The 22,807-nt window shown below is 66.7% G+C and carries 20 protein-coding genes; 14 read left to right on the forward strand and 6 right to left on the reverse strand.

Annotated elements, in window-relative coordinates; translation table 11 throughout:
* Positions 1 to 465 precede the first annotated feature (465 nt).
* The 4 genes from CDN36_RS00070 (at position 466) to zapE (ending at position 7,409) form a co-directional block, all read left to right on the forward strand.
* Positions 466 to 3,327 (forward strand): 2-oxoglutarate dehydrogenase E1 component, encoded by a 2,862-nt coding sequence (locus CDN36_RS00070; RefSeq protein WP_150555825.1) that lies wholly within the window; start codon positions 466 to 468, stop codon positions 3,325 to 3,327.
* 90 nt (positions 3,328 to 3,417) lie between these two features.
* Positions 3,418 to 4,680 carry a 2-oxoglutarate dehydrogenase complex dihydrolipoyllysine-residue succinyltransferase gene (gene odhB, locus CDN36_RS00075; protein WP_206111460.1) on the forward strand — a complete coding sequence of 421 codons (1,263 nt, stop codon included), beginning with the start codon at positions 3,418 to 3,420 and terminating at the stop codon, positions 4,678 to 4,680.
* Positions 4,681 to 4,774: 94 nt separating this feature from the next.
* The gene (gene lpdA / locus CDN36_RS00080; protein WP_150557508.1) at positions 4,775 to 6,205 is read left to right on the forward strand and encodes a dihydrolipoyl dehydrogenase; all 1,431 of its coding nucleotides are present in this window, start codon (positions 4,775 to 4,777) and stop codon (positions 6,203 to 6,205) included.
* A 106-nt stretch (positions 6,206 to 6,311) separates the two neighbouring features.
* Positions 6,312 to 7,409 carry a cell division protein ZapE gene (gene zapE, locus CDN36_RS00085; protein WP_150557507.1) on the forward strand — a complete coding sequence of 366 codons (1,098 nt, stop codon included), beginning with the start codon at positions 6,312 to 6,314 and terminating at the stop codon, positions 7,407 to 7,409.
* A 70-nt stretch (positions 7,410 to 7,479) separates the two neighbouring features.
* Here zapE and CDN36_RS00090 read toward each other — a convergent pair whose 3' ends face one another.
* Positions 7,480 to 7,818 (reverse strand): hypothetical protein, encoded by a 339-nt coding sequence (locus tag CDN36_RS00090; protein WP_287495670.1) that lies wholly within the window; start codon positions 7,816 to 7,818, stop codon positions 7,480 to 7,482.
* A 261-nt stretch (positions 7,819 to 8,079) separates the two neighbouring features.
* Between CDN36_RS00090 and CDN36_RS00095 the strand changes: the two genes are divergently transcribed.
* The 3 genes from CDN36_RS00095 to CDN36_RS00105 all read left to right on the forward strand — a co-directional run bounded on the left by CDN36_RS00095 (position 8,080) and on the right by CDN36_RS00105 (position 9,871).
* Positions 8,080 to 8,721: a DUF2939 domain-containing protein gene (locus CDN36_RS00095; RefSeq protein WP_287495671.1), complete on the forward strand. Its 642-nt coding sequence runs from the start codon at positions 8,080 to 8,082 to the stop codon at positions 8,719 to 8,721.
* A gap of 47 nt (positions 8,722 to 8,768) precedes the next feature.
* The gene (locus CDN36_RS00100; RefSeq protein ID WP_287495851.1) at positions 8,769 to 9,224 is read left to right on the forward strand and encodes a DUF2147 domain-containing protein; all 456 of its coding nucleotides are present in this window, start codon (positions 8,769 to 8,771) and stop codon (positions 9,222 to 9,224) included.
* A 164-nt stretch (positions 9,225 to 9,388) separates the two neighbouring features.
* Positions 9,389 to 9,871, forward strand: a complete 483-nt coding sequence (locus tag CDN36_RS00105; RefSeq protein WP_150557503.1) for a DUF2147 domain-containing protein — start codon at positions 9,389 to 9,391, stop codon at positions 9,869 to 9,871.
* A gap of 414 nt (positions 9,872 to 10,285) precedes the next feature.
* Here CDN36_RS00105 and CDN36_RS00110 read toward each other — a convergent pair whose 3' ends face one another.
* From CDN36_RS00110 to CDN36_RS00130, 5 genes are all read right to left on the reverse strand, one after another.
* Entirely contained in the window at positions 10,286 to 11,530 is a 1,245-nt protein-coding gene (locus CDN36_RS00110; protein WP_287495672.1) for a collagen-like triple helix repeat-containing protein, read from the reverse strand.
* A gap of 35 nt (positions 11,531 to 11,565) precedes the next feature.
* Positions 11,566 to 12,297 carry a MarR family winged helix-turn-helix transcriptional regulator gene (locus CDN36_RS00115; RefSeq protein ID WP_150557501.1) on the reverse strand — a complete coding sequence of 244 codons (732 nt, stop codon included), beginning with the start codon at positions 12,295 to 12,297 and terminating at the stop codon, positions 11,566 to 11,568.
* A gap of 74 nt (positions 12,298 to 12,371) precedes the next feature.
* The gene (locus CDN36_RS00120) at positions 12,372 to 13,562 is read right to left on the reverse strand and encodes a collagen-like triple helix repeat-containing protein (protein WP_287495673.1); all 1,191 of its coding nucleotides are present in this window, start codon (positions 13,560 to 13,562) and stop codon (positions 12,372 to 12,374) included.
* A 133-nt stretch (positions 13,563 to 13,695) separates the two neighbouring features.
* Positions 13,696 to 15,309, reverse strand: coding sequence for a collagen-like triple helix repeat-containing protein (locus tag CDN36_RS00125; protein ID WP_287495674.1), 1,614 nt, complete (start codon positions 15,307 to 15,309; stop codon positions 13,696 to 13,698).
* A gap of 26 nt (positions 15,310 to 15,335) precedes the next feature.
* Positions 15,336 to 15,656: a hypothetical protein gene (locus tag CDN36_RS00130; RefSeq protein WP_150557475.1), complete on the reverse strand. Its 321-nt coding sequence runs from the start codon at positions 15,654 to 15,656 to the stop codon at positions 15,336 to 15,338.
* Positions 15,657 to 16,788: 1,132 nt separating this feature from the next.
* Between CDN36_RS00130 and CDN36_RS00135 the strand changes: the two genes are divergently transcribed.
* From CDN36_RS00135 to CDN36_RS00165, 7 genes are all read left to right on the forward strand, one after another.
* Positions 16,789 to 16,974, forward strand: a complete 186-nt coding sequence (locus tag CDN36_RS00135; protein WP_150557476.1) for a Flp family type IVb pilin — start codon at positions 16,789 to 16,791, stop codon at positions 16,972 to 16,974.
* Positions 16,975 to 17,282: 308 nt separating this feature from the next.
* Positions 17,283 to 17,423, forward strand: coding sequence for a Flp family type IVb pilin (locus tag CDN36_RS00140; protein WP_306440564.1), 141 nt, complete (start codon positions 17,283 to 17,285; stop codon positions 17,421 to 17,423).
* 12 nt (positions 17,424 to 17,435) lie between these two features.
* Positions 17,436 to 17,915: an A24 family peptidase gene (locus CDN36_RS00145; RefSeq protein WP_206111464.1), complete on the forward strand. Its 480-nt coding sequence runs from the start codon at positions 17,436 to 17,438 to the stop codon at positions 17,913 to 17,915.
* Between the two features lie 200 nt (positions 17,916 to 18,115).
* Positions 18,116 to 18,595 (forward strand): TadE/TadG family type IV pilus assembly protein, encoded by a 480-nt coding sequence (locus CDN36_RS00150; protein WP_277396695.1) that lies wholly within the window; start codon positions 18,116 to 18,118, stop codon positions 18,593 to 18,595.
* A gap of 109 nt (positions 18,596 to 18,704) precedes the next feature.
* Positions 18,705 to 19,733, forward strand: a complete 1,029-nt coding sequence (gene cpaB, locus CDN36_RS00155; RefSeq protein WP_287495675.1) for a Flp pilus assembly protein CpaB — start codon at positions 18,705 to 18,707, stop codon at positions 19,731 to 19,733.
* A 130-nt stretch (positions 19,734 to 19,863) separates the two neighbouring features.
* Positions 19,864 to 21,210 carry a type II and III secretion system protein family protein gene (locus CDN36_RS00160; protein WP_206111471.1) on the forward strand — a complete coding sequence of 449 codons (1,347 nt, stop codon included), beginning with the start codon at positions 19,864 to 19,866 and terminating at the stop codon, positions 21,208 to 21,210.
* A gap of 208 nt (positions 21,211 to 21,418) precedes the next feature.
* Entirely contained in the window at positions 21,419 to 22,807 is a 1,389-nt protein-coding gene (locus CDN36_RS00165) for a CpaE/TadZ family protein (RefSeq protein WP_287495676.1), read from the forward strand.

The raw sequence follows: 22,807 nt of genomic DNA on the forward strand, positions 1-22,807 counted from the left end.
CCGTCAAGCCACCCCCGGGTGGACCGGCAAGGGGATAGTCGACACGATATCGGTCACCGATTAGAAATTAAAATAATAAAATTTAATTCCTATATATCCAATTTCCATATAAGCATAAGCGGGCCCGACCAAGTCACGCGCGCGAGGCGGCGGGCGGCGGCGCGCGATAGCGGCCAGATGACAGTGAGGCCACCGACACTCGCATGCCGCCGTGCCGGCAAACGGGCGTTCGAGCGCGCTGGCGGGGCGGCCCGCGACCCATGTGGCGGATACGCCGCGAGCGTCCGCGCGACGGCTTTCCGATGGGGTGGGTCTCGGGAAAACGTGCTATGCTCCACGCCGTGATTGATCAGGTCCTTCCAAGCACCACTTGATTCTCGCAATCCGCTATTCGGTCAGGCCGTGTCGCGGAAGGTTTCGTAACCCGCTATTTCTCGAGACACTCGTAGAAAAGGTGAGCGCAAAATGAGTTTGATGGAACAATTCCAAGCGAACTCGTACCTCTTCGGCGGCAATGCCCCCTACGTCGAAGAACTGTACGAATCGTATCTTGATAATCCGGCGTCCGTGCCGGACAACTGGCGTCAGTACTTCGACGCACTGCAAAACGTCCCCGCTGTTGATGGTTCCAACGCCAACGACGTGGCTCACGCCCCGATCGTCGAGTCGTTCGCCCAGCGCGCCAAGGCCAATGCCTTCGTATCGCGCGCCGGCGCCTCCGATCTGGCCGTAGCCCGCAAGCAGGTGCACGTGCAGTCGCTCGTTGCCGCTTACCGCTTCCTCGGCGCCCGCTGGGCCAACCTGGACCCGCTCAAGCGCCAGGAACGTCCGGCCATCCCCGAGCTGGAACCCGCTTTCTACGACCTGACCGAAGCCGACATGGACAGCGTGTACTCGGCAGAGAACACGTATTTCGGCTTTGAGCAAGCCAGCCTGCGCGATCTGCTCAAGGCGCTGCGCGACACGTACTGCGGCTCGATCGGCGCCGAGTACATGTACATCAGCGATCCGGTGCAAAAGCGCTGGTGGCAGGAGCGTCTGGAGAAGGTGCGCGCTACGCCCAACTTCAGCGCAGAGAAGAAGAAACACATCCTCGAACGCCTGACGGCCGCCGAAGGCCTCGAGCGTTATCTGCACACCAAGTTCGTCGGCCAGAAGCGCTTCTCGCTCGAAGGCGGCGAGTCGTTCATCGTGGCGATGGACGAGCTCGTCCATCACGCCGGTGCGAAGGGCGTGCAGGAAATCGTGATCGGCATGGCCCACCGCGGCCGTCTGAACGTGCTGGTCAACACCCTCGGCAAGATGCCGTCGGACCTGTTTGCCGAATTTGAAGGCAAGCACGTGGACGACCTGCCGGCAGGCGACGTGAAGTACCACAAGGGCTTCTCGAGCGACGTCTCGACGAGCGGCGGCCCGGTCCACCTGTCGTTGGCGTTCAACCCGTCGCACCTCGAAATCGTGAACCCGGTGGTCGAAGGCTCGGCCAAGGCCCGTATGGACCGTCGCGGCGAAGCCGACGCGGCCAGCGTGCTGCCGGTGCAAGTCCACGGCGACGCCGCCTTCGCAGGCCAGGGTGTCGTGATGGAAACGCTGAACCTCGCGCAAACGCGCGGTTACGGCACGCACGGCACGGTACACATCGTCATCAACAACCAGATCGGCTTCACCACGTCGGACCCGCGTGACGCCCGTTCGACGACGTACTGCTCGGACGTGGTCAAGATGATCGAAGCGCCGGTGCTGCACGTGAACGGCGACGATCCGGAAGCGGTCGTGCTGGCCATGCAGCTGGCCCTGGATTTCCGTCAGGAATTCAAGAAGGACGCCGTCGTGGACATCGTTTGCTACCGCAAGCTGGGCCACAACGAGCAGGACACCCCGGCGGTCACGCAGCCGCTGATGTACAAGAAGATCGCGCAACACCCGGGCACGCGCGCGCTGTACGCCGAGAAGCTGGTCACGCAAGGCGTGATCACGGCCGAAGAGGGCGACGGTTTCGTGAAGGCCTATCGCCAGGCCATGGACGAAGGCCATCACACCATCGACCCGGTGCTCTCGAACTACAAGAGCAAGTACGCGGTCGACTGGGTGCCGTTCCTGAACAAGAAGTGGACGGACGCCGCCGATACGGCCGTGCCGCTGAACGAACTCAAGCGCCTGGCCGAGCGTATCACCACGATTCCGGCCAACTTCAAGGTTCACCCGCTCGTCGAGAAGGTCATCAAGGACCGTGAAAAGATGGGCAAGGGCGAGCAGCCGCTCGACTGGGGCATGGGCGAGCACCTGGCGTTCGCGTCGCTGGTCTCGTCGGGCTTCGCCGTGCGCCTGACCGGTCAGGACTCGGGCCGTGGCACGTTCACGCACCGCCACGCCGTGCTGCACGACCAGAACCGCGAGCGCTGGAACGACGGCACCTACGTGCCGCTGCAACACGTGGCCGACGGTCAGGCGAGCTTCACGGTGATCGACTCGGTGCTCTCGGAAGAAGCCGTGCTGGGCTTCGAGTACGGTTACTCGACCGCCGAGCCGAACACGATGGTGCTGTGGGAAGGGCAATTCGGCGACTTCGCCAACGGTGCGCAGGTCGTGATCGACCAGTTCATCTCGAGCGGTGAAGTGAAGTGGGGCCGCGTCTCGGGCCTCACGATGCTGCTGCCGCACGGCTACGAAGGCCAGGGTCCGGAGCACTCGTCGGCACGTATCGAGCGCTATCTGCAACTGTGCGCCGATACCAACATGCAAGTGGTCCAGCCGACCACGCCGGCACAGATCTTCCACCTGCTGCGCCGTCAGATGATCCGCCAGCTGCGCAAGCCGCTGATCGTGTTCACGCCGAAGTCGCTGCTGCGCCACAAGGAAGCCGTGAGCGAGCTGACGGAACTGTCCAAGGGCAGCTTCCTGACGGTCATCGGCGAGACCGACGCTTCGATCGACGCGAAGAAGGTCAAGCGCGTGATCGTCTGCTCGGGCCGCCTGTACTACGACCTGGTCGCCCGTCGTCGCGAAGAGAAGTCGAACGACGTCGCGATCATTCGCGTGGAACAGCTCTACCCGTTCCCGCACAAAGCGTTCGAGAGCGAGCTGAAGAAGTACGAAAACCTCACCGAAGTGGTGTGGGCCCAGGACGAGCCGCAAAACCAGGGTCCGTGGTTCTACATCGAACACCACCTGATCGAGAGCATGAGCGCCGGTCAGAAGCTGGCTTACGCGGGTCGCGCGGCTTCGGCCTCGCCTGCCGTGGGCTACTACGCCAAGCACTACGAACAACTCAAGCAGTTGCTCGATACGGCTTTCGGTCGCCTCAAGGGCGCGACCGTGGTGCAGTAAGCGGTTAGGTCCTACAGCGGTCGTCCTCCCCCCAGGGACGGCCGCTGCCGTATTTCCGAATTGAACGTCTATCGAATCCAGGATCCAGAAATGGCCATTGTTGAAGTCAAAGTCCCCCAGTTTTCCGAGTCGGTTTCCGAAGGCACGCTGCTCGACTGGAAGAAGAAAGTCGGTGAAGCCTTTGCCCAGGACGAAACCGTGATCGAAGTCGAGACCGACAAGGTCGTGCTCGAAGTACCGGCGCCCGCCGCCGGCGTGCTCGTCGAAGTGAGCGCCTCGGCCGGCGACACCGTGACGTCCGAACAAGTCATCGCCAAGATCGACACCGAAGCCAAGGCAGGCGCCGCTGCGCCGGTCGCCGCCAAGCCGGCCGAAGCCGCTGCGCCGGCCGCCGCCGCGCCGGCTGCCGCCCCCGCAGCCGGTGGCGCCTCGGGTGGCATCGCCAGCCCGGCGGCCGCCAAGGTGCTCGCCGAGAAGAACCTGTCGCCGAGCGACGTCGCCGGCTCGGGCCGCGACGGCCGCGTGACCAAGGGTGACGCCCTGGCCGCCGGTGCCAAGCCGGCCGCTGCCGCCTCGTCGATTCCGGCGCCGGCGCAGCGCGCCGCACTGCCGTCGGTCGCCGCCCCGGTGGGCCGCGACACGTCGCTCGAAGGCCGCCCGGAGCAGCGCGTGCCGATGTCGCGTCTGCGCGCCCGTATCGCCGAGCGCCTGCTGCAATCGCAACAGACCAACGCCATTCTGACCACGTTCAACGAGGTCAACATGAAGCCGGTGATGGATCTGCGCAACAAGTACAAGGACAAGTTCGAGAAGGAACACGGCGTGAAGCTGGGCTTCATGTCGTTCTTCGTGAAGGCCGCCGTGCATGCGCTCAAGAAGTACCCGGCCGTGAATGCGTCGATCGACGGTAACGACATCGTCTACCACGGCTATTTCGACATCGGTATCGCCGTCGGCTCGCCGCGCGGTCTGGTAGTGCCGATCCTGCGCAATGCCGACCAGATGAGCCTGGCCGACATCGAGAAGAAGATCGCCGAATATGGCAAGAAGGCTGCCGATGGCAAGCTGTCGATCGAGGAAATGACCGGCGGCACGTTCTCGATCTCGAACGGCGGCGTGTTCGGCTCGATGCTCTCGACCCCGATCATCAACCCGCCGCAATCGGCCATTCTGGGCGTGCACGCCACGAAGGACCGTCCGGTCGTGGAAAACGGCGAGATCGTCATCCGTCCGATGAACTATCTGGCCATGAGCTACGACCACCGCATCATCGACGGCCGCGAAGCCGTGCTGAGCCTCGTCGCCATGAAGGAAGCGCTGGAAGATCCGGCTCGCCTGCTGCTCGACCTGTAAGCGTTAGCGCGCACCGCGCGGCAGCGCCCGGCCATCCGTTGCACGGCCGGCGCGCCGCGCCTTCTTCTGCCGTCAACCTTCACTGAGTCTCAAAATGGCAAACAAAGAATTTGATGTAGTCGTTATCGGCGCCGGCCCCGGCGGTTATATCGCCGCAATCCGCGCCGCGCAGCTCGGCTTTTCCGTCGCCTGCGTCGAGAAGTGGACCAATCCGGCCGGCAAGATGGTGCTCGGCGGTACGTGCCTGAACGTGGGCTGCATTCCGTCGAAGGCGCTGCTCGCGTCGTCGGAGGAATTCGAGAAGGTCGGCCACCATCTGGCCGATCACGGTATCACCACGTCGGACGTCAAGATCGACATCGCCCAGATGCTCAAGCGCAAGCAGGGCATCGTCGACAAGATGACCGGCGGCATCGAGTTCCTGTTCAAGAAGAACAAGATTACGTGGCTCAAGGGCCACGGCAAGATCATCGCCAAGAACGATGCCGGCTATCAGATCGATGTGACGGGCGCCGAGAATGAATCGGTCACCGCCAAGAACATCATCATCGCCACCGGTTCGAAGGCGCGCCACCTGCCGGGCATGCCGGTCGACAACAAGCTCATCTCGGACAACGAAGGTGCGCTCTCGTTCGACACCGTGCCGAAGAAGTTGGGCGTGATCGGCGCCGGCGTGATCGGTCTGGAGCTCGGTTCGGTGTGGCGTCGTCTGGGCGCCGAGGTCACCGTGCTCGAAGCCATGCCGGAGTTCCTGGCCGCCGCCGACGCCGGCGTGGCCAAGGAGGCCGCCAAGCAGTTCAAGAAGCAGGGGCTGGACATCAACGTCGGCGTGAAGGTCGGCGAAGTGAAGACCGGCAAGAACAGCGTGACGGTCAACTACACGGACAAGGACGGCAACGCCAAGACGCTCGAAGTCGACCGCCTGATCGTCTCGGTCGGCCGCGTGCCGAACACCGACGACCTGGGCCTGGGCAACATCGGTCTGGCGACCGACGAGCGCGGCTTCATTCCCGTGGACGAGCACTGCCGCACCAAGCTGCCGAACGTGTACGCGATCGGCGACGTGGTGCGCGGCCCGATGCTCGCGCACAAGGCCGAAGACGAGGGCGTGCTGGTGGCCGAAGTCATCGCTGGCCAGAAGCCGCACATCGACTACAACTGCATTCCGTGGGTGATCTACACCTCGCCGGAAATCGCCTGGGTCGGCAAGACCGAGCAGCAGCTCAAGGCCGAAGGCCGTGAATTCAAGCCGGGGCAGTTCCCGTTCGCGGCCAATGGCCGTGCGCTGGGCATGGGCTCGTCGGACGGTTTCGTGAAGGTGCTGGCCGATGCCAAGACCGACGAAATCCTCGGCGTGCACGTGATCGGCCTGAACGCTTCGGATCTGATCGCCGAAGCGGTGGTCGCGATGGAGTTCAAGGCGGCCTCGGAAGACATCGGGCGTATCTGCCACCCGCACCCGTCGCTGTCGGAAGTGATGCGTGAAGCCGCCCTCGATGTCGAGAAGCGCGCGCTGAACAAGTAAGCAGCGTCACGCTGATGTGTCCGAACAAAGGCGAGGCAACTCGCCTTTGTTTTTTTGAATCCCTTAGCCTCGCGGCCCTCGGGCAATCTCAGGGCGCGCAGTCCGCATGAACGTTCGCGAATACTACCAACAAGAATTGGCCGCGCGCGGCTACAAGCCCGACGAGGCCCAGGAGCGTGCCGTCGATCGTCTGCAGCAGTGCTACGACGAATGGGCCGCCTACAAGGCGCGGCGCTCCAACACCCTCAAGAAGTGGCTGGTGCATCCCGATTTGCCCAAGGGCGTGTATCTATGGGGCGGGGTGGGGCGCGGCAAGAGCTTCCTGATGGACAGCTTCTACTCGGTGGTGCCGCTGCAGCGCAAGACGCGTTTGCACTTTCACGAGTTCATGCGTGAAGTGCATCACCAGCTGCAGGCGCTCAAGGGGCTGCCCGATCCGCTCGACGAGCTGGCCAGGCGCGTCGCCAAGCGCTATCGCCTGATCTGCTTCGACGAATTTCACGTCTCCGACGTCGCCGATGCGATGATCCTGCACCGGCTGCTCTCCGAGCTGTTCAAGAACGGCGTGCAGTTCGTCATGACGTCGAACTATCGCCCCGACACGCTCTACCCGGACGGCCTGCATCGCGATCGCGTGCTGCCCGCGATCAAGCTGCTCGAGGAGAAGCTCGACGTGCTCAATGTCGACGCCGGCATCGACTATCGTCGCCGCACGCTCGCGCAGGTGCAGGTGTATCACTATCCGCTCGGCAACGAGGCCAACCGTGCGCTGCGTGCGGCGTTTACCGAGATCGCCGGCGTGCCCGACGAGAGTCCGCTGCTGCACATCGAGCAGCGCGAACTGAAGGCGCTGCGCCGTGCGGGCGGCGCCGTGTGGTTCGACTTCCACACGTTGTGCGGCGGCCCGCGCTCGCAGAACGACTATCTCGAACTGGCCAACCGCTTTCACACCGTCGTGCTCTCGGACGTGCCGAAAATGACGCCGCGCATGGCCTCGGAAGCGCGCCGCTTCACGTGGCTCGTCGACGTGTTCTACGATCACAAGGTCAAGCTGCTGATGTCGGCGCAAGTGCCGCCCGAGGAGCTCTACACCGAAGGCACGCTCGCCAATGAATTCACGCGCACGGTATCCCGTCTGGTCGAGATGCAATCGCTGGAGTATCTGGAAGCGCCGCGCCGCACGGTCGACACGTCGCTGACCTGAATTGCCTGAATCGCCTGCAGCGCACAGGCGCACAGGCGCACAGGCGCACAGGCGCACACTCGGGCTGCGCTCAGCGCCCGCGATTGCCACGATCGGACTTGCGCTCGCCCGGCTGTCCCGGCGCCCCGGCCGGCGGTGCCGGTGCGGGCGGCTGGCGTTGCTCGCGAAGATGGTTGTAGATGTCGCCTCGCAGGTCGCCCTGCGGCCGCACTTCGGGGGGGCGCGACGGCCTGGTCCCACGGGGGGCGGCGTCACCGCGCCCGTCGCCTCGCGCGCCCGGTCGCTCGGCCCCTTGCGCGAACCAGCCGCGAAAGAAGCGGCCGTCTGACGCCGACTGCGCGGCCGCGCCCAGCGAAGCGCCGCTCAGCAAGGCAAAACACACGGCTCGGACAAGTCGGTCGTGACGCATCGTGCCACCTCCTTGTCGGTTGAAGGGCCGCAGGCGCGCGCCGGGACGACACCAGCGCGCAGCGGCAAATCGGGGGTAACCTCGCCGTGTAGGGCGCGGCGCCGGAGCTTGCCGCGACGTGCAGCTTACGCTTCGAGAGTAAAAGCCAGCCGGGCCCTGTGCTGTAAGGATTTGTAAAGCAATGTAAGTCGCTGGTGCCGCGTTCTCGCGAAACGCCTACCATGCGCAGTTTGACCGTCGCAGTGGACTGTCGGAGTATTGATGATGCGTAAATTGTGGATCGCCCTGGTCGGGCTCGTCGTCGTACTGGGGTTGCTGTTTGGCACGCCGTATTACACCTTGTGGAGGGCGCGTGAGGCGGCAAACGCGCGTGACGCCGACGCGCTCTCCGCGTATGTCGATTATCCTGCGGTGCGTGACAGCCTGAAGCTGAGCCTGCACGACGAACTGTCGCGACAGATGGACAAGCAACGCGGCAACGCCTTGGGCGCACTGGCGCTCGCCTTGGGTGGCTGGGTGTCGGACCGCGTGGTCGAAGCGCTGCTCACGCCGCAGGCCGTGGCGGCAATGCTGCGCGGCGACAGCACCGGCTTGCCGCCTGCGCCCGGGGCACCGGTGCCGCGCGAGGTCGCGCCGCCGCCGCAACAGGCGCCGTCCGCGCCATCAGCGCCGCCTCCGCCTGCGTCCGACGCGGCCACGTCCGCGCCGCCGGGCGGCAGCGATGCCGCGGCGCCGACCGAAGCATCCGCGCGCACGATCACACGCACCGAGTTCGAGGACTTCAATCATTTCCTCGTGCATGTGTCGCGCAGCAATCGTCCCGAGCGTGTCGTGACGTTTACGCTCACGCGTCGTAATCTCGTGCAATGGCGTCTGACGGCAATCGCGTTGCCGCCGTTGTAATCGCTCGCCGTTCCCTCGAACCGCTAACGAAGGTCACTGTGAAACCGATGTTCAATGCCGCGCCGTGGCGGCGCCTTGGCGCGGCGGCAATCCTGTGTGCCAGCGCATGCGCGGCCGTGGCCGCCGACCTGATCTCGCCGGTGGGCGTATGGCGAATCGTCGACGAGACGGGCGACCCGAAAGCGCTCATCACCATCACTGAAAAAGACGGCGAGTACGTTGGCGCGCTATCGAAAAGCCTGGGCCGCCCCGACGGTCTGGAGCGCCGCTGCACCGAGTGCACCGACTGGCGCAAGGGCATGAAGCTGCAGGGCCTGCAGATCATTCGCGGGCTGCGCAAGGACGGCGACGAATACACCGGCGGCAAGATTCTCGATCCCGACAGCGGCAGCGAATACAGCGTCAAGGTGAAGGTGGTCGACGGCGGGCGAAAGCTCGAGGTTCGAGGCTATTTCGGCATTTCGCTGCTGGGCCGCACGCAGGTCTGGCTGCGCGAACCGTGACACCGTTTCGCCCTTGATGCGGCGGCCTTGGAGTAGAGGACTTCCTCTGCACGTTGTGACGCCTTTGACGTAATCTTCAAAGCGACTCGCGCGAATGGCGGCGCAGGCGCGGCCGGTACGTGAGTCCTACGACAAATCAATTCCGTATCCGGGAGGATGACATCATGAAGGCGATTTCGAATTCGACGTCGTGGCGACGTCTGGGTGCGCAAGCGCTCGTCGCAGTAGCGTTGTTGGGCGGTGTTGCCAAGGCGGCGTTCGCGGCCGACGAGACCTCGCCGGTCGGTGTGTGGAAGACGATCGACGACAAGACGGGCAAGCCCAAGGCGCTCGTCACCATTACGGAGCGGAACGGCGAATACGTCGGCACGATCACCAAGGGACTCGGCGAAAACGATGATCCGGGCCGCATCTGCACCGCGTGCAAGGATGAGCGCAAGGATCAGAAGATGCTGGGCATGCAGATCATTCGCGGCATCAAGAAGGAAGGCGATCAGTACGCGGGCGGCAAGATTCTCGATCCGGAAAACGGCACCGAGTACAACTGCAAGATGACGCTCACAGACGGCGGCAAGAAGCTCGACGTGCGCGGCTACATCGGCATTTCGCTGATCGGTCGCACGCAGACCTGGATTCGCGAGCAATAAGGCACGCGATCGCATCGTCGGCTGCCACCGTCCGCACGCTCAGTACCGCCGACGGCGCCCGACGTGCGCCGCCGCGCGGTGCGCACTCCATCCCATTCTTCGCCCCATTCTCGGCTTCACCCCATTCTCGGTCAGAAGACCCGCGGCGCAGACGCCCGGGTCTTTTGTTTTTTTGAGGACGCTCCAACGCCGCTCGTGGCGCGGCGCGACGCCATTTGCGCACACACGTCGACGCCGGCGCGTCGACGCGATGCCTGCATCGCCGTCCATCAAACGACAAAGCCCGGGCAGTGTCGCTTCACTGTCCGGGCTTGCCGTCGTCCGTCGAGCTTTGACTCGAGGACGCCCCCCTCTCGCGATTTATCGGTTCGTTCTATCCGGCAGGCAATGCGCGCTGCTCGCGCGCTTACCCGCTCACTTGCCCAGGCCGCCCAGCAAGCTGGTGACGGGCGCCAGCAGGCCGCCGCCTGCACTTGCCGACGTGGTGCCCGCCACCGGGGCGAGCGGCGCCGTGACGGCGCTCAGCAGCGACGCCACGGGCGCGAGCGGATTGCCCGCACTGCCGCTGCTACCGCCGCTACCGCCGCTGCCCGAAGTGCCGCCCAGCAATCCCGTGACGGCGCCCAGCGGGTTGCCACTGCCCGACGACCCCGCCGTGCCCCCCAGACCGCCCAGGCCACCCAGCAGCCCGGTAAGCGAGCCCAACGGATGCGTCGTACCGGCCGAGGTCGATGTGATCGGCGTGTTGCCGAGACTGGCGAGCACCGCGCCCAATGCATTGGCGCTCGTGCCGTTGGTGGTGCCGTTGAGCAGGCCGCCGGCGCTGGCGACGGTGTTGCCCAGCGCCATGATCGGGTTGCCGAGGCTCGCGACCACCGCGTTCGGCGCGGCCGCCTTCACCTGCGCGCCCGTCGCGGTCAATGCGCCGCCCAGCGTGCCGAGCAGGCCCGCTACGGGGCCGCCGAGGCCGGTCGTGTTGCCGATGGTCTGCGTGGTGCTGACGACGGTATTCGTGATCGGTGAGATGGCCGAGGAGAGCGCCGTGGTCGCTTGCACGATCGGCGCGCTGGTGAGCGTTTGCGTGAGCATGGCGCCGCCTTTCACGCCCGTTTGACCGACCGTGGAGACGACCCCGCCGAGCGTTCCGGCGAGCGTGTCGACGGGGGTGCCCGCGAGCGGCCCGCTCTTGCCGATGCCCGCGATGCCGCTGCCGAGCGACACGCCCGCGTTGCCAAGATCGGCCACCACGCCGCCGGTGCTCGCGAGCGTGGTGCCGACAGGGTCGGCGCCCGATTTGCCGAGTTGCCCGAGACCGTTGCTCACGCCGGTGCCCAGATCGGTCACGGCATTGCCGGTTTGCACGAGCGCGCCGCCGAAGCCCTGCGTCGCCTGCGGCGACACGCCGGGAATCGTGGTGCCCGCGACCTGGTTGCCCACGGCGCTCACTACCGAGCCGACCGAGCTGATGACGCCGTTGCTGCTCGTTGGATTCGTCGGATTGTTCGGGTTGTTCGGATCGTTGGGGTTGTTCGGACCATTCGGATTGTTCGGATTGTTCGGCGTGGCGCCGCTGCCGCCACCCGAGCTGGAGCAGCCCGTGACACCGACGACGCCGACGACCAGGGCCGCGAGCAACGCGGGACGCAGAATTTTCGACATGACGTTTCTCCTCGGCGCGGCGGGTGCGGGCCGTCTCACGGCTTGGCCGGCGAGTGCCGGCTGCCCGATACCAGCCCCGCGATGTCCTGGTCGGCTTCGAAGCGCAGGCGGAACGTTTCGCTCTTGAGCGTGCGAATGCTCTGCACCAGAAAATCATGAATGGCAGCGAGCTCGCTGTGGTCGTAGGCGGCGCTCACCGCCGTGAGCTCGCGCGAGACCGACGACAGGAACTGTTCGATTTGCGCGCACCGCTGCGCGATGGGATGGATCATCACCATGCGGCGGTCGTGCGGGTTCTTCTCGCGCTCGACGAAGCCCGCGCGCTCGAGGCGATCGATAACCGTGGTGATGCCGCCCGAGCTCACGCCCATGAGTTCGGCGAGCTGTCCCGCGGTGATCGATTCGAGCTCGAGAATCAGATCGAGCGCGTTCAGATCCGTCACGTTCAGGCCGAGCTGTTCGGCGAGCGCGGCGTGATAGAGCGCGGTATACACGGCGAGCCGGCGTCCGAGCGAGCGGACGATGCCGGCGACGAGATCATTACGGTTCGTATGTCGGTCGCTCATGGTGCCGTGTGTTGCGTTGAGCGGGGAGGCGCCGGACGTCGCCCCGGAAGCGGCACTCGCATCGGTGCCGAACGTGTGGTGTGCGTGACGCGCGGTGAAACCGTCGCCGGTCTCGCGCATCGCCACGGGTTCGGAGGTGGGCGGGGCGGATTCGCCATGACCGCGCGTCAGAACGCTGGTGTCGGAAATGAAGCGGGCCATGGCATCTCCTTATCGATGAAGCTCGTCACATGCGCGGTGCCGGAGCGCGCCAGCGCGCTCGCGACGATGGTGAATTACTTGCCGACGTGGGCCACGCTGCCGAGCAGGTTCGTCACCGGCGCAAGCAGGCCGGTGAGGCCGCCGGTGGCGCCGGCGCCGCTACCTGCGGCGCCCGTGACGCCGGCGAGCAGGCCGGTGACCGGCGCGAGCGGATTACCGCTGCCGGAGGAGCCGCCGGTCGCGCCCGAGAGCAGGCCGGTCACGGCGCCGAGCGGATTGCCGCTACTGGCCCCGGACGATCCGCCCAGGCCGCCCAGTCCGCCCAGGCCACCCAGCAGACCGGTCACCGGGGCGAGCGGGCTTGCGCTGCCGCCGCCGGCCGTCGTCGCGCCGAGGTTGCCCAGCAGCGAGCCGAACGGATTCGCCGAGCCGGTCGACGTGGAGCCATTGAGCAGCGTGCCGAGGCCGGAGACCGTGTTGCCGGTGGCGATCACGGTGTTGCCCAGCGCGGTCACGACACCGTTCGACGAGGTGCCCTTGATCGTGCCGCCGACCGTGCCGACCGTATTGCCGAGCGTGGTCAGCAGGTTCTGCACCGGGCCGCCCAGGCCCGTGGTGTTGCCGATGGTGCGCGTGGTGTCGGACACGACGTTGGTGACCGGATTGATCGCGGCCGAGAGCGTGGACGTCACCTGCGTGACCGGGCCGCCCGAGAACGCCTGCTTGAGAATCGCGCCGCCGGCGATGCCGCCCTGGCCGACCGTACCGACGACGTTGCCGAGTGCACTCGTGAGCGTATCGACCGGTGTGCCCGCGAGCGGGCCGCTCTTGCCGATGCCGGCCACGCCGCTGCCGAGCGACACGCCGGCCTGACCGAGGTCCGTGACGACGTTGCCGGTGCTCGCGAGGGTGATGCCGACCGTGTCGGCCGACGTGCCGGTCTTGCCGAGGCCCGCGCTCACGCCGTTGCCGAGGTCGGTGACCGCCTTGCCGGTGTTCGACAGCGCGCCGCCGAAGCCTTGGGAGGCTTGCGTCGACACCAGCGGCAACTGCGTGCTCGAGACCTGGTCGCCGAGGGCGCTCACGATGTTGCCGGCGGAGCTCACCACCCCGCCCGCATTGGCTGCGGTCGTGCCGACCGCATTCGGGGTGCCGGTGGTGCCGGCCGAACTCGCACCGCTGCCGCCGCCGCTGGAGCAGCCGGTGAGGGCGATGAGACCGATGGCGGCCGAGGCCAGAAGGGTGCGTTGAAGTGCGTTCGACATGATGTTCCTCTCCCTTGATCGTTCTGAATGTTTGCCGGCGGCGGACCGTCCGGATGACGCTGTCACTTCCATCTGAGAAACCGGTGCCGCGCGCGCCGGGCGCGATACACGCGGCGCGCGCCGGTGCCGACGATTACTTCTTCACGCCGCCGAGCAGGCCGCCGAGCAGGCCGGTCACCGGCGCGAGCGGGCCGCCGCTGCCGCCCGTCGAGCCGCCGGTGGCGCCGCCCACGGCGCCCGTCACCGAGCCGAGCAGCGTGGTCACCGGGGCGAGCACACCACCGGCGGCCGATCCGCCGCCACCACCCGCGCCACCCGCGCCACCCGTGCTACCCGCGGCGCCGCCCGCAAGCGCGCCGGTCAGGCCCGAGACGAGATTCGTGACCGGCGCCAGCGGGTTGGTGCCCGACGTGCCGCCGCCCGTGGCGCCACCGAGCGCGCCGGTCAGGCCCGAGACGAGATTCGTGACCGGGGCCAGTGGGTTCGTGCCCGACGTGCCGCCGCCCGTTGCGCCGCCCAGGGCGCCCGTCAGACCGGAGACGAGGTTCGTGACCGGGGCGAGCGGATTGCCACCCGGATTGCCGCCCGAGTTGCCACCTGCGGCGCCGCCCAGCGAACCGGTGAGACCTGCGACGAGATTGGTGACGGGCGCGAGCGGATTGCCACCCGCACCGCCCGCGCCGCCGGTGCCGCCCAGCCCACCCAAGCCACCCAGGCCACCCAGAACCGAGGTGATCGGTGCGAGCGGGTTGGCACTCGTGGGCGTGCCGTGGACCACGCCGCCGAGGCTGGCGACGGTATTGCCGACACCCTTGACGATGCCGCCGATATCGGCCGCGATCGGGTTGTTGAGTTGACCGCCAATCTTCGTGCCCACGCCGGCGAGGCCGCCGCCGACCTTCGCGAGCAGGCCCGCCACTGGCGCCCCGAGGCCCGTGGCGTTGCCCAGCGTTTGCGTCGTGTTGGTCACCACGTTCGTGATCGGCGTGATGGCCGAGGACAGGCCTGTCGTGAGCTGTTGCACGGGAGCGCTTGTGATGGTTTGCGTGAGGCCGCCGCCAAGCGCTTCGCCCGCCTTGCCGACGGAGGAGACCACGCCGCCGAGCAGCGTCGTCACACCGTTGATCGGCGTGTTGGCGAGCGGGCCGGTTTGACCCAGGCCGGCAACGGCGCTGCCCAGCTGCGTGCCAGCCGTGCCAAGGTTCGTGACCGCGCCGCCGACGCTGGCGAGCGTCGGGTTGAGCGGGTCGCTCACCGAGCCGAGCTTGCCAAGGCCGTTCGTCAGACCGTTGCTCAGCGTCTGCACGGCGTTGCCGGTCGACACCGCGGCGCCAGCCAGGCCGCTTTGCGTTTGCGAGCTCACGAGCGGCAACTGCGTGCCGGCGAGCGTGGTGCCCAGGTCACTGACCGTCTTGCCGACCTGCGTGACGACGCCGGTGCTCGCCGTCGCCGCCACCGTGCCGATCGGATTGGTCGCGGCGCCCGTGCCGCCGTTGCCATTCCCGTTCCCGTTGCCATTTCCGTTGCCGCTTCCATCGCCGCCGGTGCCGCCGCCATTGCCCGAACCGTCGGGCACCGTGCCTGCGCCGGTGCCGCCGCCACCGCCCGTGCCGGCGGTCGTGCCACTGCCGCCGCCGTCGCCAAGCGAGCCGCTGGTGCCGCCCGAACCGGAACTGGCGCAGCCGGTCATCGTGATGACGGCAAGAAGGCAGGCGGATGCGAGAAGGTTGCGTTGGATGTTCTTCATGATGTTTTCCTCTGGTCTGTGCGTGGTCAGGCGAGCACGGCGTGTGCTGCCAGCCGGTCGTCCATGCGTTGTGCGATGAGTGCGAACAGAAGCGCGTCGACATCAGCGCTGTTGGGGCCTGTCATCGCACGGCCCGAATTCGTGTGGCCGACGTCGCGAACGTCGGCGGCGTCGAACGGTGTGGCGGTGGCGCGTACGCCACCGCCTTGTGCACCGCCCCTCCCTGGGCTTGCGCCTCTACGATCGTTCTCGGGCGCGGCGCCGCGCTGCGCGGCAGCGACGCGTTGCCGCTCGGCCGCGACGGCGACAGGACGCGGCGTCGATTGCTTGGTATTGCCAATGATCATGGTGTCCCCCGGTGATCTTCAGCGTTGCGTTGCAGGGGTATCCGCAAGAGGTGTGCCAAGCGCCGGGCGCGAGACCGAATAACTGCTCTAGTTTTTTGTTCGATCGCCCGAGAAGCCTGTATTTATTTGCGTTTTGGAAAACAAGAATCTTTCCGATCGAGAGATCGGCGAACGGGAGGGGGTGTTGAAAATCAGGGTTAACGCCATCAAAAAAACCGGCGTTCCGGCATGAATGCCGTTCCCGTTACGGGGCGCGTTACGGGTGACGTTACGTAACGCCCGGTCGGGAATCGGCATGTAAAACCGATTTTCGTGACGTCCGCGATCGACGAGCAAATCGGCGGATTCCAGTTGCAGTATCCGCTTCCCTTAATCCATGTAATGTCGGGCAATTGCAAATCGACGGCAGACAGTAATACGGTGCTTAAGCGCCTTAAAGCAGCGCCAGGCCGGCGCTCGCGCGGATTCGGAAATCAAGTGAAAGGTGGGCGTTAGCGTGGAGATAGCGCGGCATGACATTGCATCGCGCCGCGCCGCATAACACGGCATAACACGGCATAACACGGCATAACACGACGCAACACCGGTAGCACGGCGACACGCTGCTGCGGAACCGACGGAGCAACCGGCGCCGGCGCGCGCGGCGCAATGGTTGTTGGCGTGAGTAACGCCGACTCCATGACGGTGCTGCCGCTTTCCTTCGCGCGACGAAACATCACACCGTCCAAATGGATGAATAGTTATTTAAATAAGCGCTGCATGCACTGGAGAGCGTTATGTTGCGGCATGCGAATCATGGTTTTCCCTCGCGTGCGTTGCGCAAGCTTGTTTTGGAGTATTGTTTGAGCAACGTCTGTAACGTTTTCTTACATTCTCCGGGGCGATTGGAAGCATGACTCTAGTTTTTGCGTTTTAGTTTAAATTAGCATCGGAAGAAATGGGATGCCGCCAAAAATTCTGATCCGAGAGGCAAAGAAAATGTGGCGTCCAGAGCAAAAGAGGTTCGCAAGCCTTGCTGCGCAACGAACCCGGGGTCGAAGTCCAGAGTTGATAAGCGATATGGCGGACGTCCGTGATGACGGCGGGCCGCGAGTGCCAATGGGCGTGATACGCCTTTTTGAGGGAGACAGACATGAAACTCGGCAATCGTATTCGACTGTTTGCGCGCGACGAGCGCGGGGTGACTGCGCTGGAGTACGGCATTCTCGCGGCGATCGTTGCCATCGTCATTGGCGGCACGGTTTTCGGAAGTCTCAACACGACGTTCTCTTCCGTCTTTTCCAAGATCCAGGCGGCGGTGACGGCAGCAGGCGCGTGACAGGCGCGTCACGCGCGGGCAATCGATGCATGGGCGGCGCATTCATGGCGTGCCGGTGCCCGTCGCGATACGTTGCGGCGCCATGACCCGCGCACTCGCGCAAGCACAGAACAAGACGGTGCGACGTTCGCAGTCGATGGATCGACCGGCGGGCGGGCAGGCCGGATAACAGGGGGACGGATGCCGGTCGCGTGGGCGGCGGCATCGTTCGGAACGATCGGGATGCTGTATTCGCGAGGATGCAGGCCATGCGAACCATGAGAACAAGGGCAGCGGCTTCACCACGCCGGCCATCCCGCGAGCGGGGTGTGACGGCGTTGGAGTACGGCATTCTTGCGGCCATCGTCGCGCTCGTCATCGGTGCCACCGTCTTCACGGGACTGGGCGCGGTGCTCTCGAGTGCGTTCAGCACGGTGACGTCGGCGGCAACGTCGGCCACCTCGCACTGAGGCGAGACGCGCATGCTGACGTTGTTGTGGCTGCTTTGCGTACCGATCGTCCTTACCGACCTGATTGCGCGCCGCATCCCGAACGCCTGGCTGCTATGCGTCGGGGCGCTCGCGCTGGCGTGGATCGGCTGGCGCGCGTGGCACGGCGAGCCGGGCGCGATCCGGATCCACGGACTGGGGGCGCTGCTGGGATTGGTCGCGCTGCTGCCTTTTTGGTGGCGCGGCGTGATGGCCGCCGGCGACGTGAAGCTGTTCGCGTTGATTGGGCTGGTCGCAGGTTACCCGGCGCTGTTGCCGGTCTGGTGTCTGGCGAGCGTGGCGGCCGGCGCGCATGCCCTGGTGCTGCTCGCGGCTCGCATGAAGTGGCTGGCGCGCTGGCGCGAGGGTCTCGCCAGCCGGCGCGTGTGGCAGCGGATTTTGCAGTGGCGTGCAGGGCGTGTCGGACTGCCGTATGGGGCCTATCTGGCGGCAGCGGCGCTGGTGGTGCGCTAGGCGCGATCGATGTTGCAGGTTGAGACGACGGCTTGAGACGAACGGGCGTCGGGCGGCGCAGGGGCACGCCCGGGGCGCCACGAGTGCTACCGAAGTAGCACCGAAAACATGGGAGGCGCGGGCGACGCCGCGCAGATGAAACGAGATCAATGCGTCGCCAGACACGGCCAGGCGCGCCGTGCGCGACGGGGGGTATCGTCATGAGGCGGTCTGGGGCACGGGCGGAATCAGGGTTGCGAGGGCTGCGCGCGCGCGGCGTCGCGGCACTGGAATTCATGCTGATCCTGATGATCCTGCTGCCCGCGTTTTACGTCGCCGTCGCCTTTTCCATCACCATCCTTGCTCGCCAGATGCTCACCCAGGCCGCCTCGGAGGCCGGCCGCGCGATGCTGCGCGAGGGCACCATGTCGCAGCGCGAGACCTACGCCACGCAGGCGATCACGAATACGCTGACGTGGCCGTCGGTGTCGGCCGTCAGCACCAGCTTCACGCCCGACAGCACGTATCCGTGTCCGACATCGGGTGCCTCGGCCGGCAGTTCGCAGTGCATCGTACATGTGACGCTCACGCTGACTCAGCCGATGACCGTCAATTGGCCGGGGCTGGGCCAACTGGTGCCGCAATACGTCGTCGGCACGGCGGCGATCACGCTCGACACGTCCACGCTGGGGGGCAGTTAAAGCACCGGAGAATGCGCAGAAGGTTGCAGTGAGCGTTTGCCAGGTTGTTATGCCGCCGGCTCGCCGGCGTCCTGCAAGTTGTGAGTGAACGGCCGCAAGGCCTCAAGCCATGAACAAAGCCACCAAGATTCTCGCCGCTGTGCTCGTCGTCGCCGGGGTGCTGCTGGCGCTCTTCGCGTTGCGGCTGGGCATGTCGAATGCGCCGGCCCCGGCAGCCGCGCCGTCGCCGCTCGCGCAGACACTCACGCAACGTTATCCGGCCGTGGTGGCGGCCAGGACGCTCCCCGCCGGTCAACCGATTCGCGCCGATGGCGTGAAGCTCGTGCAGTTCGACAGCCAGACCGCCGGTGGCTTTGCCAACCCGGCCGACGTCATCGGTCGCGTACCGCTCGTGGCGCTCGCCGCCGGCGTTCCCGTCACGCAGAACACGCTCGCGCGCGGCCTTGCCATGCAGCTTGCCCCCGGCGAGCGCGCCGTGGCCATTCCCGTGACGGAGACCGTCGGCGTGAGCAATCGTATCCGCCCCGGCGACTACGTCGACGTGTTCTTCACGATGAAGACCAACCAAGCGCCCGGACCGGCAGTCGGTCTGGCCGACGATACGCAATCGCGGCTGCTCGCTTCGCGGGTGCGTGTGCTGAGCTACGGCAGCGCGTCGCTCGACGACGTGACGCCACCGCCTGCCGCGCCGTCGGTGGCCTCCGCCGTGCAGGCGGCGGCAGGCAGTGCGCCGCCGCCCCCGCCGCAGAATGTGAACGTGCAGGCGCCCATGCCCGCGACGGCGGCCGTGGTCGCGGTGCCGGTGGCCGACGTCAACCGCGTGGTGCTCGGCATGCAGCAGGGCAAGATCATGCTCGCGTTACGCAATCCGGGCGACGACGCCACGCCGGACACCACGCTGTTCACCCCGCCGCCGCCGGTGCTCGCCGGCAAGCCCGGCCTGAAGGCGGACGACAGGACGGCGCTCGATGCGCCGGAGAACCAGGCTTACGCCGGAATTGCCGCGACGGGCCTCGCCGGTGCGCCGGTGCGGCCGGCGGGCGCGCAGCGAGCGCCGCGGAACGGCTCGGGCGGCGCTGGCGGCGGGGGGATGATCGAAGTGGTGCGCGGCGCCGAACGCACGAGCGCCGCTTACTGACACGCAAGCCATCGAGGCGACGCCAGACCCCAGGCGCCGTGCCATTTAACCGACACAGTGACCGATACGCCACGCCATGATCAGAAGCCAGGTTCGCAGCGCCACACGAGAGACCGGACGCGTCAAGGGAATGCTGTTGTGCTTCGCCGCGCTGCTCGCGTGTGCAGCCACGGTGGCGGTGCGGCTCGCGGACGCGGCCGATCCGGCCCGTTCCGCGTCGGGCGGCACGCGCTCGCTCACGATCGGCGTGCACGAGCAGCGCGAGCTGCCGGTGCCGGGCGCCCTGGAGCGCGTTGCGGTGGCCGATCCGGCGGTCGCCGACGTGGTCGTGCTCAAGGGCTCGGGCGGCCGGCGCGGCACCGTGCTGCTCGTCGGCAAGAAGGCCGGCACCACGCAGGTCGCCGCGTGGCCGCGCGGTCTCGACCCCGTGCGCTGGGAAGTGCGTGTGACCGGGGACCTGCAAGGCGCGCTCGGCGACACCGGTACGGCGTCCGTTGACGCACGCGGCAACGCCGCGATCATCCGGGGCCACGCGAATACGGTCCTCGAGCACAGCGGCCTGCAGGCGGCGGCGGTGGACGCTGGCGGCAAGGGCGGCGTGGTCGTCGATCGCTCCACCGTGGGCGAGACCGGCGTGGTGCAGGTCGACGTGAAGATCGTGGAAGTCAATCGCAACACGCTCAATCAGCTGGGTGCGAGCTTCAGTGCTTCGAAGAAGACCGGCTCGGGCAGCTTCGGGGTGGCTTCGTCGCTAAATTCGGCGTTTCGCAGCGGCGCGAGCGGCGGCACGGGCAACGTGACGAATTTCGGTTCGTTCTTCGGCTCGATCACGCGCGGTGCGTTCAGTATGTCGGCCGAGATCGACCTGCTCGAATCGAACGGTCTGGGCCGCGTGCTCGCCGCACCCACGCTCGTGGCGCTCTCCGGCCAGAGCGCGAGCTTTCTTGCCGGCGGCGAGATTCCGGTGCCGCAATCGGGCGGGCTTGGCACGACCACGGTGGTCTACAAGCCGTTCGGCGTGGGCCTGACGGTCACGCCCACGATTCTCTCGCCGAACCGCATTGCGCTGAAGGTGGCGCCCGAGGCGTCGGACATCGATTACACCAATGCGATCGTGACGGACTCGATCCAGATTCCGGCAATCACGACGCGCCGCGCCGACACCACGGTCGAGCTCGGCGACGGCGAGAGCTTCATCATCGGTGGTCTGATCTCGCGCACGACGACCGCGGCAGTCGACAAGGTGCCGTTGCTCGGCGATCTGCCGCTCATCGGCGCGTTCTTCCGCAACCTGAAGTACAACAGCGCCGAGAAGGAGCTGGTGATCGTGGTCACGCCGCACCTGGTCAAGCCCGTGGCGCGAGGGGTGGCCATGCCGCTGCCGGGCGACACGCGCGAGAAGCGCGTCGGTCCGGTGTGGGGCGCCTACCTCATGGGCGGGGCGAGCGACAGCGAGTTGCCGGGATTCTCCAGGTAGCCGCGGGCAGCATGGGCAAGGCGGGGCAGCGCGGCAATCATGCAGCCCCCACGCAACACCGGCGCCGCGACGATGGCACGCAGAGGCCTCGCGCGGGACAACGCCGTACACAAGCCAGACCGGAGCACAACGCAATGGAACGGACACGGGATGGGGCAGGGTAGTAAGGAGTGCAAAAATGAACGCACCGACGCGAATACTGGACACCATGACTGAGTTGCACCGCTTTCTCTTTTGCAGCGCACATGCCGGCCACGGGCAGTGGCTCTCGGCGGCGTTGCGTGAAGCGGGCGTGGTGCTGCAGGAGGCAGGCCGTCCGGCGCAGTTGCAGCAGCGCATCGGCGATCTCGATCCGCAGGTCGTATTGCTCGACTTCTCGGGCGAGACAGGCGGGACGGGCGAGACGGGCGAGATAGGCCGGACGGGCGAGCCCGACGGCGGCATCGCGCAGGCCGTCGAGCTCGCGCAGATGCTCAAGCGCGTGGCGCCGAAGCTGCCGCTCGTGGCGGTGGGGTCGATGGCGCACGCGCACGGCATGAAGGCTGCGCTGCGCGCCGGCGTCCACGACTTCATCGACATGCATTCGACATACGAAGAGGCGCTCGACGTCGTGCGCCGCGTGATCGACCATACGCCCGAGCCGACGTCTGCCTCGCCGCAGCGACACGGGCGTTTCGTGGTGCTGCTCGGCGCGCGCATCGGCGTGGGTTGCAGCACGCTGGCCGCACACCTCTCGCAGCTCGGTCAGGAGCTCTGCGTGGGCGCGGCGCCCGAGCGCGCCGCCCGCGCCAAGGCGCTCAAGGCCATGACCGCGGCGACCGTCGCGACCAACGCGGGCGCGGTGAAGGCAGGCGCCCCGGACGGCAAGGGCGACGCGTTCGACGCGTCGCTGGTCGGCCACGTGGCGCTGCTCGACCTGGGGCTGCCCTCGGGCGATGGCCTGCTGTATCTGAACACGCAGAGCCAGTTCAGCTTCGCCGAGGCAGTGCAGAACCTGCGGCGCTTCGACGAGACGCTCGTGCATACGGCCGTCTCGCACGCGCCGAGCGGGCTGGCCGTGTTGCCGCTGCCGCTCGACCTGGGCGAGATGCGCACCGTGGCCGCGGCCGACGCGCTCGCGCTGACCGATCGGCTGCGCGCGTTCTTCGATCTCATCGTGGCCGATCTGGGCGGCTTCTCCAACCCGGCATTCGTCGCGAGCCTGGTGCGCGCGGCCGACGAGGTCTGGCTGGTCGTCGACCAGAGCGTGGGAGCGATCGTGTCGCTCGCCTCACTGCTGCGCGATCTGGAGGAGCGCGGCGTCGAGCGCCACCATTTCCATCTCGTGCTCAATCGCTACGACCCGCGCTACGGCATGGCGGCCGATCAGATCGCCAAGCGCTTCGACGTGCCGCTGCTCGCCACGCTGCCGGACCGGCCGCTCGCCATGCTCTCGGCGACCAATCAGGGCAAGTTGATTCTCGACACCGCGCGCAGCGATCCATACGTGCGCGCGCTACAGCCGCTCGTCGAACGGCTGCTCGCCGCGCAGCACGCCGGCGCCGCCGTGCACCGCCAGTCGTCGGGCTGGCTCGGCCGCTTCATGGGAAAGCACTGA

Origin of the sequence: Pandoraea sp. CB10b_02, assembly GCF_002216225.1 — a bacterium.
GTDB classification, from domain to species: domain Bacteria; phylum Pseudomonadota; class Gammaproteobacteria; order Burkholderiales; family Burkholderiaceae; genus Pandoraea; species Pandoraea nosoerga.

What these genes read in the sequence shown, in the direction of transcription:
- lpdA (WP_150557508.1), top strand. Translation starts at nt 4,775, where the DNA reads ATGGCAAACAAAGAATTTGATGTAGTCGTTATCGGCGCCGGCCCCGGC.
- CDN36_RS00130 (WP_150557475.1), bottom strand. Translation starts at nt 15,656, where the DNA reads ATGATCATTGGCAATACCAAGCAATCGACGCCGCGTCCTGTCGCCGTC.
- CDN36_RS00145 (WP_206111464.1), top strand. Translation starts at nt 17,436, where the DNA reads ATGCTGACGTTGTTGTGGCTGCTTTGCGTACCGATCGTCCTTACCGAC.
- CDN36_RS00105 (WP_150557503.1), top strand. Translation starts at nt 9,389, where the DNA reads ATGAAGGCGATTTCGAATTCGACGTCGTGGCGACGTCTGGGTGCGCAA.
- CDN36_RS00110 (WP_287495672.1), bottom strand. Translation starts at nt 11,530, where the DNA reads ATGTCGAAAATTCTGCGTCCCGCGTTGCTCGCGGCCCTGGTCGTCGGC.
- CDN36_RS00150 (WP_277396695.1), top strand. Translation starts at nt 18,116, where the DNA reads ATGAGGCGGTCTGGGGCACGGGCGGAATCAGGGTTGCGAGGGCTGCGC.
- CDN36_RS00070 (WP_150555825.1), top strand. Translation starts at nt 466, where the DNA reads ATGAGTTTGATGGAACAATTCCAAGCGAACTCGTACCTCTTCGGCGGC.
- CDN36_RS00100 (WP_287495851.1), top strand. Translation starts at nt 8,769, where the DNA reads ATGTTCAATGCCGCGCCGTGGCGGCGCCTTGGCGCGGCGGCAATCCTG.
- CDN36_RS00165 (WP_287495676.1), top strand. Translation starts at nt 21,419, where the DNA reads ATGACTGAGTTGCACCGCTTTCTCTTTTGCAGCGCACATGCCGGCCAC.
- CDN36_RS00095 (WP_287495671.1), top strand. Translation starts at nt 8,080, where the DNA reads ATGATGCGTAAATTGTGGATCGCCCTGGTCGGGCTCGTCGTCGTACTG.
- CDN36_RS00090 (WP_287495670.1), bottom strand. Translation starts at nt 7,818, where the DNA reads ATGCGTCACGACCGACTTGTCCGAGCCGTGTGTTTTGCCTTGCTGAGC.
- CDN36_RS00125 (WP_287495674.1), bottom strand. Translation starts at nt 15,309, where the DNA reads ATGAAGAACATCCAACGCAACCTTCTCGCATCCGCCTGCCTTCTTGCC.
- zapE (WP_150557507.1), top strand. Translation starts at nt 6,312, where the DNA reads ATGAACGTTCGCGAATACTACCAACAAGAATTGGCCGCGCGCGGCTAC.
- CDN36_RS00160 (WP_206111471.1), top strand. Translation starts at nt 19,864, where the DNA reads ATGCTGTTGTGCTTCGCCGCGCTGCTCGCGTGTGCAGCCACGGTGGCG.
- CDN36_RS00135 (WP_150557476.1), top strand. Translation starts at nt 16,789, where the DNA reads ATGAAACTCGGCAATCGTATTCGACTGTTTGCGCGCGACGAGCGCGGG.
- odhB (WP_206111460.1), top strand. Translation starts at nt 3,418, where the DNA reads ATGGCCATTGTTGAAGTCAAAGTCCCCCAGTTTTCCGAGTCGGTTTCC.
- cpaB (WP_287495675.1), top strand. Translation starts at nt 18,705, where the DNA reads ATGAACAAAGCCACCAAGATTCTCGCCGCTGTGCTCGTCGTCGCCGGG.
- CDN36_RS00120 (WP_287495673.1), bottom strand. Translation starts at nt 13,562, where the DNA reads ATGTCGAACGCACTTCAACGCACCCTTCTGGCCTCGGCCGCCATCGGT.
- CDN36_RS00115 (WP_150557501.1), bottom strand. Translation starts at nt 12,297, where the DNA reads ATGGCCCGCTTCATTTCCGACACCAGCGTTCTGACGCGCGGTCATGGC.